A 13331-nucleotide genomic window follows, 5' to 3' on the forward strand; every position below is an offset into this window, starting at 1 on the left:
GAAAGATCCTTCCGGGGTCAGGAGACGACGAACGTCCGCGAGGTTCCGCTGAACGCGGAGATCGCCCCGTTCCAGCCGTTCTTCCAGTTGCCGAAGTGGACCACGCGATATTTGCCGATCGGGGCGTTCGCGGGGATCTTCCAGTGGACGACGGCTTTCGATTCGGCGACGAACGTCCGCGCCCAGTGGTATTTCGTGTCCCAGTCGCCGTCGTCGGCGTGCCTGATCCACTTGCCGTCGACCAGCCGCTGGATCTCCAGGAACGTGCCACCGCGCCGCAGATCGTTCTTCGGATGCCCGGTGACGAACTCGACCGCGACCTGTTCGCCGCGCGCGTAGGTGCTCTTCGCGTCGGCCAGGACGCCACCGAAGCCCTTGAACGCGGGCGCGCTGTCGAACACGACCCCAGGCTGGAAGTTGATCAGCTTGCCGCGCAGATCCCGGGGTGTGGGCCCGTGCGGAACCGTCGTCCCGGCCTTCATCGCGGCCGCGAGCTTGGCGAATTCCTGCTGGTACGCCGGAAGCGTGTAGCGGCCGTACAGGGTCGACGCGCCTTCGTACTGCTGCGAGTCGTACTCCTCGGGCGTGGTGACGTACTGGCTGTACGCGTTCGCGTAGCCCTGGACGAGCACGTTCTCCAGCGGGATACCGAGTTCGGCGGCGACGGTCCGGCGCAGGCGCAGCCCGGCGACGATGGTCAGCTCGGCGGGCACGGCCACGAGGTGCAGCTGTCCGATCCGGACGATCTGCAGCGGCAGGACCTCCGGCGTCCACGGATACGGCTTCATCGCGCCGAACGGCACCGCGATCACCTTCGGCGCGTGCGCGTCGGCGAGCGCCTGCGGGATCGGCGCGTCGATGCCGCCGAGCCAGTCGATGAACGGGTTCTTCACGCCTTCCGGCAGGGGCAGGCCGGGGCCGTCCTCGCGGCTTCCCGCCAGCATCGACACGCCGATCGCGGCCGTGCAGGTGCGCTGGGGCCGCCCGTTCGGCGTGTACTTCGCGTCGACGGCGACGTCGGACATGTCCACGTAACACATCCGGTGGTCGACACCCCCGATCACAGCTTCGGCGGCAGCGTCGAAAGCGCTCTTGGCCGCACGGAACTGGAGGTCGCCGATGGTGCGGGTGTTCTCGAACTCGGTTTCGGGCGTGCCGGGTTCGAGATTCAGGTTCGGGCTCATGTCGCCGGTGTTGGTCTGCGGGAACGCGGCGACGAACCGCGGGTTCCCGTCGAGATAGCGCACGCCGGCGTGGTCGTGCTCCCATTCGTAGGCGGCGTACCCCTTGTTGTCGCCGCTGATCAGGTGGTTGCCATTGCTCATCGACGTACCGTGCGTGGCGAACCAGCTGATCGCGCCGACGTCGACCCCGTTCTGGCTGAACCGCAGCACCGTGACGGCCGGGTCGATCGCCTGCGGGAAGTGGTCCTTGTCCGCCTTCGGGTTCAGGTCGAAGGCCTTGCGGGAGCGGTTGACGCTCGCCTTGGTCAGCTCCGCGCGCCCGAGCCGGATCGTCCCGGGCGCGAGGTTCGCGTGCGCCCGGCTGATCGCCTCGAAGATCCCGTCGACATGCGCGTCGTACACCTGTTGCTGGAAGCCGAGGATCGCCAGATCGTAAGCGGCGTAATGGGAATCCCCGCCGCACGCGGAATGGGTGTGCGTGGCGTTGAGGAGCACGTTCTGTTCGGTGTACAGGTCGCCGTACGCGGCCTGGAGCTTGCGCAGCACGCCCTGGTGGACGGACTGGAACAGCGCGCCGAGGTCGGCGGTGACGAAGGCGATCCGCTTGGCACCGTCGTCGACCACGAAAGCCCGCGCGCGGGTGCGGAGGTGGATGCCCGCGGTCTGCTGCTGCGGCATCGAGTAGCCCATCATGCCGTTCTCGGCCGCCGGGCCGGTGACGTCGGAGATGCCTACGCCGACACGGAAACCCCGTGATGGCGCCGCTTGTGCGGATTGGGCGCCGAGCACGCTCGCCGCGACCGGCAACGCCGCCGCGCCCGCCAGAACCCGCCTCCGGCTCACCGTCATGAGTCGCACCTCCCGGCCACGAACATGAACCGACTTCATGTTCGTGGCGGGGACGCTACGTGATGGGCCTCACTGTCGCAACCCACGAACGGCCGGGTTCCGATGACGGGAAATGTCATGAAAGGGTCGTTCAGGACGAAATATGTCCTGAACGACCCTTTCATGACACACGCGCGTTTCTCGACCGAGCAGCTACGAAAGGGACTCCGCGACCTTCGTGAGCGTGGCGGCATCGCCCCGCAGCAGCAGCGTGGTCACCACGGTCTCCTCCCAGGCGGCGAGTTCGTCGCGGATCTTCTCCGCCGGCCCGATCAGCGAGGTGTCCTCCACGAGCGACGTCGGGATCGCGGCGGTCGCCTCGTCCTTGCGGCCTGCCAGGTACAGCTCCTGGACCTTGTCCGCGACGTCCTCGTACCCCATCCTGGCGAAGACGTCGTGGTGGAAGTTGACCGATTTCGCGCCCATGCCACCGATGTACAGCGCGAGCGACGGTTTGATCCAGCTCGCGGCCTCCTCGACGTCGTCGTGGACGAGCACCGGGACGGACGCGGCGACCTCGAAATCGTCGAAACCGTGCCGGGCACCGGGGCGCGAGAAGCCTTCCTGCAGCGCCGCCCGGTAGAAGCCGTCGCTCTTGGGCGAGAAGAAAAGCGGGAGCCAGCCGTCACAGATCTCCGCCGACAGCGCCACGTTCTTCGGCCCCTCGGCCGCGAGGAAGATCGGGATCTCCTTGCGGAACGGGTGCACTGTGGACTTGAGCGGTTTGCCGAGCCCGGTCCCGCCTTGCAGCGGCAACTGGAAGTGCTGCCCGTCGTGGGTCACCGGCGCCTCGCGCGCGACGACCTTCCGCACGATGTCGACGTACTCGCGGGTGCGGGCCAGCGGCTTCGGATACGGCTGCCCGTACCAGCCTTCGACCACCTGCGGCCCGGACGCACCGAGCCCGAGCACGAACCGGCCGCCGGACAGGTGGTCCAAGGTCAGCGCGTGCATGGCCGTCGCGGTCGGGGTGCGCGCCGACATCTGGACGATGTTGGTGCCGAGCTTGATCCGGCTGGTCGACGCGCCCCACCAGGCGAGCGGGGTGAACGCGTCCGAGCCGTAGCCCTCGGCGGTCCACACGGAATCGAAGCCGAGCTCTTCGGCCCGCAAGACCGCCTCCAGCGCGCCCTCTGGCGGGCCGGAGGACCAGTAACCGAGGTGGTAACCCAGCTTCATCGAGGCTCCTAGTCAGTGTCCGTACTTGCGGGAAGGAGTGGTCGTGAGTGGCTCTTGTCGGGCTCCAGGCAGGTCCCCAATGTGGCATTGGAGACGCTCAGTGTCCCCAATGCCACATTGGGGGCATCGGACCGCGGCGGCGCGAGCCGGGCTTCATCGAGGCTCCTCGTCAGACGTTCGGTGAGTAGTGCTCGGGTTTGCCCCGCTCCGAAAGCGGTGGAAGGTTCCTCGCGGGAGTCTCGACCAACGGCGCGTCCGGGGCCAGTTCGCCACGCTCCCGGCGCCAGCCCGCCCTGGCACGCGGGTGGTAGCGGCGGTCTCGCGGAACCAGCTTGAACGCGGCGTTGATCAGCTTCCCGACACGGCGATGCCGCCGCTCGTCACGTTCGGTCCAGGTGTAGCCGAGCCGCTCGCGGATCGGCGGGTCGTACAGCCCGACCGTCAGCCAGACGAAGTTCCGCGCCACTTGCCCGCGCACGAGCTTCCACGCGAAATCCGGCAGCCACGGCAGGAAATGCGGCTTCGGGAGATCCTTGATGTCGAGGACGTCGCGCGTCGCCTTGTTGTCCTCCAGGACGTCCTCGCACATGCGCTTCCAGTACAGCTGGAAGTCGTCCCACGACTCCGGCACCGGGCGCATGCTCATGCCGTACATCTCGTACCACTGGACGTGCTCGTCGAACAGCTTCCGCTTCTCGGTCTCGCCGATCCCGCCGCAGAAGTTGTCGGCGATGAGGATCGCGCTCACGAAGAACGTCGAATGCGCCCAGTAGAAGGTGTCCGGGTTGAGCGCGTGATAGCGCCGCCCGTGTTTGTCGACGCCCTTGATCCGATCGTGGTAGCCGCGCACCTCCAACGCGGTCTGCTGTGCGCGCGGACCGTCGTAGATCACTCCCCCGATCGGGTACAGCGAGCGGAACAGCCGTTGCCAGCGCTCCTCGAAGAACCGCGAATGCTCCTCGACGCCCGCGCCCAGCTCGGGATGCATGTTCTGCATGGATCCGGCCCAGAGCGCGATGAGCAGCCCACGCCAGTCGCCGAAGTACTTCCAGGTCAGCGAATCCGGTCCGAGCGGCCGCGGTGGTGTCATCCCCGGTCTCCTCACTGAGCTGGTTATATTGACCACAACTGTTGTCAGGTTAAAGTTGACAACGGCCGTAGTCAACAAGAGGAGCCGATCATGGCCGGCCGGAGCTGGGCAGGCACGACCCTGGACGACCGCAAGGCCGCGCGACGGGAACAACTCGTCGACGCGGGCCTCGACCTGCTCGGCACCCAGGGCAGCGCCGGGGTGAGCGTCCGCGCGGTGTGCCGCCACGCCAAGCTGACGGAGCGGTACTTCTACGAGAGCTTCACCGACCGCGAAGAACTGGTCGTCGCGGTGTACGAGCACATCGGCGAGCAGGCGCGGCAGGCGCTCGTCGACGCCGTCAGCGACACGGCCGAACCCGCCGAACGGGCGAAGGCCGCCGTCCGCGCCTTCGTCGAATTGATGCTCGACGATCCGCGCAAAGGCCGCGTGCTCCTGCTCGCGCCGATCACCGATCCCGCGCTGACCACACGCGGGATCGCGCTCCTCCCCTCCTTCGCCGAACTGGTCAGCGGGCAGCTGTCCCACGGTGACGCGGCCGACCGGCAGATGACGTCGATCGGGCTGGTCGGCGCGCTGAGCAACGTGTTCATCGCCTACCTCGACGGCTCGCTCAAGGTGAGCCGTGAGCGCCTGATCGACCACTGCGTCCGCCTCGTGCTCGGCGCCGACCGTCAGCCCTGACCGCGTTCGGCGACCAGCTGCAGGGCGATGTCGATGATCATGTCCTCTTGACCGCCCACGTATTTCGCGGCGCCGACGCGGTAGAGGATTTCGTGCGCAGGGACGTCGTAGCGCTCGGCGGCGCGCTCCGCGTGCAGGAGGAAACTCGAATACACCCCGGCGAATCCCTGCACGATCGACGAGCGGTCCATCACCGGGAGCCGCGTGATGTAGGGCTTCACGACGTTTTCGGCCGCGTCCATCAGCACGTCCTTGTCGACGCCCGTCCGGATCCCGAGCCGCTCGAAGGTCGCCGCGAGGACCTCGGTCGGCGAGTTGCCCGCGCCCGCGCCGAGCGCCACGAGCGAACCGTCGATCTGCCGCGCACCCGCCCGGTAGGCGAGGACCGAGTTCGCGACGCCGAAGCTCAGGTTCTGGTGTCCGTGATAGCCGACCTGCGCCTCGTCCCCGAGTTCCGCCACCAGCGCGGCGACGCGGTCACCCGCGTCCTCCAGGATCAGCGCCCCTGCGGAGTCGACGACATAGACGCACTGGCATCCGGCGTCGACCATGATCCGGCCCTGTTTCGCCAGCGCCTCAGGCGTGGACATATGGGACAGCATCAGGAATCCGACCGTTTCCAGCCCGAGTTCGCGCGCCGCGCCGAAATGCTGGACGGACACGTCGGCCTCGGTGCAATGGGTGGCGATCCGGACCGCGCCCGCGCCGAGGTCGGCGGCCACCCGCAGGTCGCCGACCGTGCCGAGGCCGGGCAGCAGCAGCACCGCGATCTTCGCGTGCCGTGCCTCGTTGACCGCCGCGGCGATCAGCTTCCGTTCGTCCACAAGGGAAAAGCCGTAGTTGAACGTCGAGCCGCCGAGGCCGTCGCCGTGGCTGACCTCGATCAGCGAGACTCCTGCGTCGTCCAATGCCCGGACGGTGTCGCGCACGTTCTTCTCGGTGAACTGATGCGCCATCGCGTGGCTGCCGTCGCGCAGGCTCGTGTCGACCAGCCGGACCTCCCGGCTCACGTCGTCCCAGCTCATGCCGCCACCTCCTGAGTGGCCAGAAGGTCTCCGACACGGGCGGCCGCGGCCGTCATGATGTCGAGGTTCCCGGCGTATTTCGGCAGGAAGTCCCCGTTCCCCGCGACTTCGAGGAACACCGCGACCCGCGCCTGCCCGCTCCAGCCCGGCCGCGGAGGGTCGTATTGGGGATCCGCCTTGAGCGTGTAACCCGGCACGTAACCCTGGACGGTCTCGACCATGCGGTGAATGGATTCGCTCACCGCGTCGAAGTCCGCGTCCGGGTCGATCGCGCAGAACACCGTGTCACGCATGATCATCGGCGGTTCGACCGGATTGATGATGATGATCGCCTTGCCGCGGCTCGCTCCCCCGACGAGTTCGATCCCGCGTGCCGTCGTCGCGGTGAACTCGTCGATGTTCGCCCGGGTGCCCGGCCCGGCCGAACGCGACGAGACCGACGCGACGATCTCGGCGTAGGGCACCGGCGTCACCCGCGACACCGCGTGCACGATCGGGATCGTGGCCTGGCCGCCGCAGGTGATGAGGTTGACGTTCGGCACGTCCAGCCGTTCGGGCAGGCCCACGGCCGGGCAGGTGAACGGGCCGACCGCGGCCGGGGTCAGGTCGATCGCGCGGATCCCGGCGGTCGCGTAGCGCGGCGCGTTGGCCAGATGCGCCTTCGCCGAAGTCGCTTCGAACACCAGGTCCGGCAGTTCGTCGCGCGACAGTAGCCAGTCGACGCCGCCGGCGGAGGTCTCCAGCCCCAGTTCGGCGGCCTTGGCCAGCCCGTCCGAGTCCGGGTCCACGCCGACCATGTACCGCACCTCGACGTGTTCGCTGCGCCTGAGCTTCGCGAGCAGATCGGTGCCGATGTTCCCGGGACCGACGATCGCGGCCACCGCTTTCCGTTGCGCCATGTCAGGTGACGCTCCCCGAGCGGATAGGGCACACTCAACCCATGCGTGCCGCTGGGCGGAACGACGACCCGGAACGAACCGGAGCGGACGGCCTCGTCGCCGCCCGGATCTCCGCGCTGCTCTCGGCCTTCCGTCCCGGCGACGACGCGCTCGGCGTTTCCGAACTGGCGCGGCGGACCGGACTGGCGAAGTCGACCGTCCACCGGCTCACCGGTCATCTGGTCGCGACCGGTCTGCTCGAACGCGAGGAAGCGACTCTGCGGCTCGGGCTGAAACTGTTCGAGATAGGCCAGCTCGCGGTGCGGCGCCGTGGACTGGTCGAGGCGGCGCGGCCGTATCTGGCCGATCTCCGCGAGGCGACCAGGAACACCGTGCATCTGGCGGTCCTGGAAGGCACCGAGGTCGTCTATCTCGACATCCTGCGGGGGCCCGACGCGCCGTCACTGCCGTCCCGGATCGGCGGCCGGTTTCCCGCGCACGCCACCGGCGTCGGCAAGGCGATCCTCGCGTTCTCCCCGGATTCCGTGGTGACACAAGTGATCGACGCCGGGTTGCCGCGTGTCAGCGTGCGGACGATCACCGCCGCCGGCCTGCTTCGCCGTCAGCTCGCCAAAATCCATGGCGAAGGAATCGCCTTCGAACGCGAGGAATCCGGCGTCGGTGTCGTCTGCGCGGCGAGCCCGCTGCTCGACGCGCAAGGGGTGGCGGTGGCGGCGTTGTCGATCTCCGGCTGGGCGAATCGCATGCACACCAACCGGGTCGCGCCCGCGGTGCGGACCGCCGCTTTGGCGTTGTCGCGCACGCTCTGACGGCTACGCGACGAGCCCTCGCCGGACCAGTTCCGGCCGCACGCCTTCACCGAACCAGTACGCCTCCTCCAGATGCGGGTAACCGGAGAGGACGAACTCCTCGATGCCGTGCGCGTGGTACTCCTCGATGAGGTCGGCGACCTCATCGTGGCTGCCGACGAGGGCGGTGCCCGCGCCGCCGCGCACCAGACCGATCCCGGCCCACAGGTTCGGGTGGATCTCCAGACCGCGGACGCCGCCGCCGGTCTGCCCGCCGTGCAGTGCCGCCATCCGCTGCTGGCCGACTGATTCGCTGGCGGACAACTGTTTCTGCGTATGGGCGATCCGTTCGGGATCGATCGCCTCAAGCAGTTTTTCCGCCTCCGCCCAGGCTTCCGCCGCCGTGTCACGGGAAAGGGTGTGCAGCCGGATGCCGAACCGGACCTTCCGTCCCTGGTCCTCGGCGAGTTCGCGGACCTTGGCGATCTTTTCCGCGACCTGCGCGGGCGGCTCACCCCAGGTCAGGTAGACGTCGGCGTGCCTCGCCGCGATCGGGAGCGCGGCCGCGGAGGAGCCGCCGAAGTAGATCGGCGGCACCGGATCGGGTGCCGCCCGAGTGGTCGCGCCTTCGACCTTGAGATGTTCGCCCTCGTAGTCGAACGGCTTGCCGCTCCACACGCCGCGCACGATCTCGAGGAACTCGCCGGTGCGCGCGTACCGCTGGTCGTGATCGTGCCAGTCACCGAAACGGCGCTGTTCGACCGCGTCGCCGCCGGTGACGACGTTGAGCAGCACACGTCCTCGCGAGATCCGCTGGAACGTTCCGGCCATCTGCGCGGCCAGCGTCGGCGAGACCGTCCCTGGCCGGAACGCGACGAGGAACTTGAGGGTGCTCGTCTCGCGGATGAGCGCGGCCGTGGTCAGCCACGCGTCCTCGCACCAGGTCCCGGTCGGCGTCAGCACGCCTTCGAAACCGTTGGCCTCGGCGGCGCGGGCGACTTGCGCGAGGTAATCGAGGCTCGGCTCGCGGGCGGCGGACGCCCCGGCGGCGCGGCTGGCGTGGAAGTGCTCCACGATCGTGCGGCCGTCACCGGTGGTGGGCAGGAACCAATGCAGCTTGAGCGTCACGGTTCCGAGCTTCGGCCTCCGGAGCCGGGCCGGTCAAACAGCGAGCCTCGCGTCCCGCGATCTGGACGCGTTTAGTCCTCTGAATGCGGTCAGCCGCCGAACATCAGCCGCCATTCCTCCAGCGACTTGGGCCGGTACACGAAGTTCGTGTCCTTCACCCGCGATAGGTTCGCCGACGGCTCGGCGGAGTACTGGTGACCCGGATAGACGACCGGATCCCCGTCCAGCCCGGCCAGCCATTGCAGGCTCCGGTAGATCGCCTCCGCGTCACCGCCGGGGAAATCGGTCCGGCCGCAACCTTCGAGGAACAGCGTGTCGCCGGAGACGAGCCGCCCGTCGACCAGGAAGCACTGACTGCCGGGCGTGTGCCCCGGCGTGTGCAGCAGCCGGATCGGCACCGCGCCGACCTGCAGCACGTCGTCGTGGTCGTGCGAGCGCAGATCGGTTTCCGAAACGCCGGTGATCCTGCGGACCCATTCGGCTTCGGCGGTGTTGACGTGGATCGGCACCTGGACGCGCTCCAGCAGCTCCGCGATCCCTGGCAGCGAGAAGCCCATCATCTCGCCGCCGACGTGGTCGGGGTGGTGATGCGTCGCGAGTACGCCGGTCAGCCGCATGCCGTCGGCCTCCAGCAGGTCGAGCAGATCGCCGACGGCGTACGCCGGGTCGACGATGACGGCCTCGTTCGTCTCCCGGTCGCCGATCAGATAGGCGAAGTTGAGCATCTGCGTCGCGACCGGGTCCCCCACCGCGAAGTCGCGGCCCGCGAGCAATTGCCGGAAGTACAGCCTGTCAACCATGCGGACACCTTACGGCGCTACTCCCCCGTGGTTCCGTCGGCCAGCTCCCGCAGGATGTCCAGATGCCCGACGTGCCGCGCCGTTTCCTGGACGACGTGGGCGAGCACCCAGCGGACGGTGAACTCCCCCGACCGGCGCGCCCGGTCGTCCGGCGAGGCCCCGGCCAGCGACGACTCCGAAAGCGCCCACTCGGCGCGGTACGCCTCGACGACCGAACGCGGGTCGTCGTCCTCGGTCAGGTCCCAGCTCGGATCCGGTGAGCCTTCCCACAACGAAGGCAGCTCGGCGCCGCCCGCTTCGATCGACAGCCACCAGCGCTCCACGGCGGTCAGATGTTTGAGCAGTCCCAGCGCGCTCATCCGAGGGGACGCCGTCAGCGGGGTCGCGGCCGCCTGCTCCCTGGTCAGCCCGGCGACCTTGTTCACCGCCGTGGCGCGGAGGAAACGCAGGAAGTCCCACTGAAGCCCGGCTTCGTCCTCGGCGACCCCCGCCGGCCAGGCTCGCTCCACCGGCTCGGCCGCACTCGAACTCGTGTTCGACATGCGGTCACTGTACACAAACGGCGAACTCGCGTGATCGAAGGCGTAACTCGCGTGATTGGAGGCGTAACTCGTGAGTTACGCGCCCAATCACGCGAGTTACGTGTGGGCACCGCAGGACTAGGCTCGTGGTTCATGTGGTGGGGTTTGGCTTGCGCGTTCTTCGCGGCCTGTGCATATGGCGTCGCTTCGGTGATGCAGGCGATCGCCGCGAAAGCGACCTCGGGCACCGAGGACCGCGTCGATCCCCGGCTGCTCGTGCGGGTGTTGCGGCAGTGGAAGTTCGTCGCGGGGCTGGCACTGGACGTGATCGGGTTCGTCGCCCAGCTCGCCGCCCTGCGCGTGCTGCCCCTGTTCGTGGTCCAGGCGGCGCTGGCGGGAAGCCTCGCCGTGACCGCGGTCGCGGCGAGGACGCTCGGCGTCCGGTTGGGACGTCGCGAATGGACGGCGGTCGCGGTCGTCTGCGCGGGGCTCGCGTTGCTCGGGATGTCGGCGGAGAGCGAAGGCTCGTCGGCGACCGGGCTGGGTTTCCGGCTCGTGCTGATCGGCGCGGTGGTGGTGCTCGGCACGGCCGGGATGTTCGCCGGCCGCGCGCCGCGGCGGATCCGGACGCCCGCGCTGGGCCTGATCGCTGGCCTGTGCTTCGGCGTGGTCGCCCTGTCCGGCCGCGTGCTCACCAGCCTCGCTCCGCTGGATCTGCTGACCGACCCCGCCGTCTACACCTTGGCCGTGGCGGGCGCGCTGGCGATGCTGTTCTACGCCACCGCGTTGCAACGCGGCAGTGTCACCACCTCGACCGCGATGATGGTGATCGGCGAGACCGTCTTCCCTTCCTTGATCGGGGTTCTCGTCCTCGGCGACACCACGCGACCGGGGTTCGCGGCCGTGGCGGCGGTCGGGTTCGTGCTCGCGGTGTCGGCGGCGCTGGCGCTGGCCCGCTTCGGCGAGCCCGCGCCGATCGAGCCGGTCAGCGCGCAGCTCGGCTGACCCCGCGCCGGGACACCAGGAGCCAGGCGAGGTACAGCCCGCCGATCGCCCCGGTCACCAGACCGACGGGCAGGCCGGCGAGGAACTGCTGAGTGATCAGATCGCTCGAAACCAGCAAGAGCATGCCCATCAGCGCGGCCGCGGCCAGCACGGGTCCCGAAGACCGCGTGAGCCGCTTCGCCAGCTGAGGCGCGGCGAGCGCCAGGAACGCGATCGGACCGGCGGCGGCCGTGGCGATCGAACACAGCCCCACGCTGACCGCGAGGAGCACGACCCGGCTCCGCTGCACCGGCACGCCCAGCCCCTTGGCCGAGTCGTCACCCATCTCCAGCAGGGAAAGCCTTCTGCCGTAGACCAAGGCGGGCGGGAGCAGGACGGCGATGGCGATCGCGACCGGCACGACGTGCTCCCAGCCACGTCCGTTGAGCCCGCCGACCAGCCATGCCTGGGCAGCCAGGCCGTCCTGCCAGGCGGCCCTGGTGATCAGGTACGAGTTGAAGGCGATGAGCATCGCGTTCACGCCGATGCCGACGAGGATCAGCCGGAAGGTGTGCACGCCGCCTTTCAGTGCGAGCAACGCGATCAAGGCCGCGGTGACGACGCCGCCGACCAGCGCGCCCAGCGACACCTGGAGCATGCCGCCGTGCACGACGATGATCGTCAGCAACGCGCCCGCGGCGGCGCCTTCGGTGAAGCCGATGAAATCGGGACTGCCCAAGGGGTTCCCGGACAGGCTCTGCAGGATCGCGCCACTGACCGCGAGCGCTCCGCCGACCAGCAACGCGGTCAGCAGCCGCGGCAGCCGCAGGGTGGTCACGATGAACTCGGTGCTCCGGTCGCCGAAGCCGAACAGCGTCTGGATGACCTCGCCGACGGACAACGGGTAGTCGCCGGTGGTCATGCTGACCGCACCGACGAAGAACACGGCGACGGCCAGCAGGGTGACGACGATCGCCGCCCGCGGGGTCACGCGCAGGGACAGTCCGCCACCCGGGGTGCGCAGGACGCGGGTGCTCATCGGTGGGTGGTCTTTGGTCGCGGTCACAGGCGGGCCAGCTTCCTGCGGCGGCAGAGCGCGATGAACACCGGCGCGCCGAGGAACGCGACGACGATGCCCGCCTGCAGTTCCTCCGGCGGGTTCAGCACGCGGCCGACGACGTCGGCGCCGATCAGCGCGATCGGCGCGAGCAGCATCGAGTACGGCAGGACCCAGCGCTGGTCCGGGCCGACCAGCATGCGCGCGGCGTGCGGCACGGCGAGCCCGAGGAACAGGACCGGCCCGACGGCCGCGGTTCCCGCGCCGCAGAGCAGGGTCACCACGATCGCGCCCAGCACGCGGGTGCGGCCGATGTGGGCGCCGAGCGCCTTGCCGGTCTGGTCGCCGAGCGCGAGGATGTTGAGCGGCCGGGCGAGCAGCAGCGCGATGAGCGCGCCGACCGCCACGAACGGCGAGATCTGCCAGAACACGTCCCATTTGCGGCCGCTGAGCGAACCGACGTTCCAGAACCGGAACTGGTTGAACGTCTCGGGCATCAGCAGCAGGATCCCGACGATGTAGGCCTGGAGCACCGCCATGACGGCCGAACCGGCGAGCACGAGCCGATCCGGGGTGGCGCTGCGGCCCGCCGAGCCGAGGACGTACACCACTACCGACGCGATCGCCGCCCCGGCGAAGGCGAACCAGATGTAGCCGAGCACGCCGGTGACCCCGACGAACGCGATCCCCGAGACGACCGCGGCCGACGCGCCGGTGTTGACGCCGAGCAGGCCGGGGTCGGCGAGCGGGTTCCGGGTCAACGCCTGCATCACCGCGCCCGCGAGGCCGAGCGCCACGCCGACGACCACGCCCAGCAGGGTCCGCGGGATGCGGAGGTCGTGGATGATCACCGCTTCGGTCGAGCCGTCGTTGTGCCACAGCACCGACCAGGTGGAGGTGAACGGGATGCTCTTCGACCCCACCCAGATACTGAGCAGGAACACGAGCGCCAGCAAGGCGAGCCCGACCACCAGACCGCCCGCGCGGAACGTCCGTGCCGCCGCGCTGGGCGGGGACGCCGCGGCGGGCGCGCGTTCGGTGACGACCACGGAGCCTCCCTTCGAGTGAGGCGAGGCTAACCGAACGCCGGAGTTCACCTCAACG

The 13331-nt window shown here is 69.2% G+C and carries 13 protein-coding genes; 3 read left to right on the forward strand and 10 right to left on the reverse strand.

The window, feature by feature from the left end:
• Nucleotides 1-17: 17 nt before the first annotated feature.
• From DMH03_RS23760 to DMH03_RS23770, 3 genes are all read right to left on the reverse strand, one after another.
• Complete coding sequence (locus tag DMH03_RS23760; RefSeq protein ID WP_125794217.1) at nt 18-2033, reverse strand: neutral/alkaline ceramidase; 2016 nt, start codon at nt 2031-2033, stop codon at nt 18-20.
• 192 nt (nt 2034-2225) lie between these two features.
• On the reverse strand, nt 2226-3251 hold the full coding sequence (locus DMH03_RS23765; RefSeq protein WP_125794218.1) for an LLM class F420-dependent oxidoreductase: 1026 nt from the start codon (nt 3249-3251) through the stop codon (nt 2226-2228).
• A gap of 169 nt (nt 3252-3420) precedes the next feature.
• Nucleotides 3421-4341, reverse strand: coding sequence for an oxygenase MpaB family protein (locus DMH03_RS23770; RefSeq protein WP_125794219.1), 921 nt, complete (start codon nt 4339-4341; stop codon nt 3421-3423).
• A gap of 90 nt (nt 4342-4431) precedes the next feature.
• On the opposite strand from DMH03_RS23770, the gene DMH03_RS23775 reads away from it, so the two are divergent.
• Nucleotides 4432-5025, forward strand: a complete 594-nt coding sequence (locus DMH03_RS23775) for a TetR/AcrR family transcriptional regulator (protein WP_125794220.1) — start codon at nt 4432-4434, stop codon at nt 5023-5025.
• Here DMH03_RS23775 and dmpG read toward each other — a convergent pair.
• Both dmpG and DMH03_RS23785 read right to left on the reverse strand, forming a co-directional pair.
• Nucleotides 5016-6050, reverse strand: a complete 1035-nt coding sequence (gene dmpG, locus DMH03_RS23780) for a 4-hydroxy-2-oxovalerate aldolase (protein WP_125794221.1) — start codon at nt 6048-6050, stop codon at nt 5016-5018. The genes DMH03_RS23775 and dmpG overlap by 10 nt on opposite strands.
• On the reverse strand, nt 6047-6949 hold the full coding sequence (locus tag DMH03_RS23785) for an acetaldehyde dehydrogenase (acetylating) (RefSeq protein WP_038514145.1): 903 nt from the start codon (nt 6947-6949) through the stop codon (nt 6047-6049). The genes dmpG and DMH03_RS23785 overlap by 4 nt, the downstream gene beginning before the upstream one ends.
• A 41-nt stretch (nt 6950-6990) precedes the next feature.
• Between DMH03_RS23785 and DMH03_RS23790 the strand changes: the two genes are divergently transcribed.
• Nucleotides 6991-7758 (forward strand): IclR family transcriptional regulator, encoded by a 768-nt coding sequence (locus tag DMH03_RS23790; RefSeq protein WP_125794222.1) that lies wholly within the window; start codon nt 6991-6993, stop codon nt 7756-7758.
• Between the two features lie 3 nt (nt 7759-7761).
• On the opposite strand, the gene DMH03_RS23795 is transcribed toward DMH03_RS23790, so the two are convergent.
• The 3 genes from DMH03_RS23795 to DMH03_RS23805 form a co-directional block, all read right to left on the reverse strand.
• Entirely contained in the window at nt 7762-8865 is a 1104-nt protein-coding gene (locus tag DMH03_RS23795) for an LLM class flavin-dependent oxidoreductase (RefSeq protein ID WP_125794223.1), read from the reverse strand.
• An 89-nt stretch (nt 8866-8954) separates the two neighbouring features.
• Nucleotides 8955-9665: an MBL fold metallo-hydrolase gene (locus DMH03_RS23800; RefSeq protein WP_125794224.1), complete on the reverse strand. Its 711-nt coding sequence runs from the start codon at nt 9663-9665 to the stop codon at nt 8955-8957.
• 17 nt (nt 9666-9682) lie between these two features.
• Complete coding sequence (locus tag DMH03_RS23805) at nt 9683-10207, reverse strand: DinB family protein (protein ID WP_125794225.1); 525 nt, start codon at nt 10205-10207, stop codon at nt 9683-9685.
• 132 nt (nt 10208-10339) lie between these two features.
• Here DMH03_RS23805 and DMH03_RS23810 point away from each other — a divergent pair, with 132 nt between their 5' ends.
• Nucleotides 10340-11191 (forward strand): DMT family transporter, encoded by an 852-nt coding sequence (locus tag DMH03_RS23810; protein WP_125794226.1) that lies wholly within the window; start codon nt 10340-10342, stop codon nt 11189-11191.
• On the opposite strand, the gene DMH03_RS23815 is transcribed toward DMH03_RS23810, so the two are convergent.
• Together DMH03_RS23815 and DMH03_RS23820 are read right to left on the reverse strand one after the other, a co-directional pair.
• Nucleotides 11172-12209 (reverse strand): iron chelate uptake ABC transporter family permease subunit, encoded by a 1038-nt coding sequence (locus tag DMH03_RS23815; RefSeq protein ID WP_125794227.1) that lies wholly within the window; start codon nt 12207-12209, stop codon nt 11172-11174. The genes DMH03_RS23810 and DMH03_RS23815 overlap by 20 nt on opposite strands.
• Before the next feature lie 23 nt (nt 12210-12232).
• The gene (locus tag DMH03_RS23820; protein ID WP_125794228.1) at nt 12233-13276 is read right to left on the reverse strand and encodes an iron ABC transporter permease; all 1044 of its coding nucleotides are present in this window, start codon (nt 13274-13276) and stop codon (nt 12233-12235) included.
• Nucleotides 13277-13331 lie beyond the last annotated feature (55 nt).

This window comes from Amycolatopsis sp. WAC 01376 (assembly GCF_003947415.1).
Taxonomy (GTDB): Bacteria; Actinomycetota; Actinomycetes; order Mycobacteriales; family Pseudonocardiaceae; genus Amycolatopsis.

Bases quoted from the DNA above. Each gene is read 5' to 3' on its own strand.
- DMH03_RS23760 (WP_125794217.1), bottom strand. From the start codon at position 2,033: ATGACGGTGAGCCGGAGGCGGGTTCTGGCGGGCGCGGCGGCGTTGCCG.
- DMH03_RS23765 (WP_125794218.1), bottom strand. From the start codon at position 3,251: ATGAAGCTGGGTTACCACCTCGGTTACTGGTCCTCCGGCCCGCCAGAG.
- DMH03_RS23770 (WP_125794219.1), bottom strand. From the start codon at position 4,341: ATGACACCACCGCGGCCGCTCGGACCGGATTCGCTGACCTGGAAGTAC.
- DMH03_RS23775 (WP_125794220.1), top strand. From the start codon at position 4,432: ATGGCCGGCCGGAGCTGGGCAGGCACGACCCTGGACGACCGCAAGGCC.
- dmpG (WP_125794221.1), bottom strand. From the start codon at position 6,050: ATGAGCTGGGACGACGTGAGCCGGGAGGTCCGGCTGGTCGACACGAGC.
- DMH03_RS23785 (WP_038514145.1), bottom strand. From the start codon at position 6,949: ATGGCGCAACGGAAAGCGGTGGCCGCGATCGTCGGTCCCGGGAACATC.
- DMH03_RS23790 (WP_125794222.1), top strand. From the start codon at position 6,991: ATGCGTGCCGCTGGGCGGAACGACGACCCGGAACGAACCGGAGCGGAC.
- DMH03_RS23800 (WP_125794224.1), bottom strand. From the start codon at position 9,665: ATGGTTGACAGGCTGTACTTCCGGCAATTGCTCGCGGGCCGCGACTTC.
- DMH03_RS23805 (WP_125794225.1), bottom strand. From the start codon at position 10,207: ATGTCGAACACGAGTTCGAGTGCGGCCGAGCCGGTGGAGCGAGCCTGG.
- DMH03_RS23810 (WP_125794226.1), top strand. From the start codon at position 10,340: ATGTGGTGGGGTTTGGCTTGCGCGTTCTTCGCGGCCTGTGCATATGGC.
- DMH03_RS23815 (WP_125794227.1), bottom strand. From the start codon at position 12,209: ATGAGCACCCGCGTCCTGCGCACCCCGGGTGGCGGACTGTCCCTGCGC.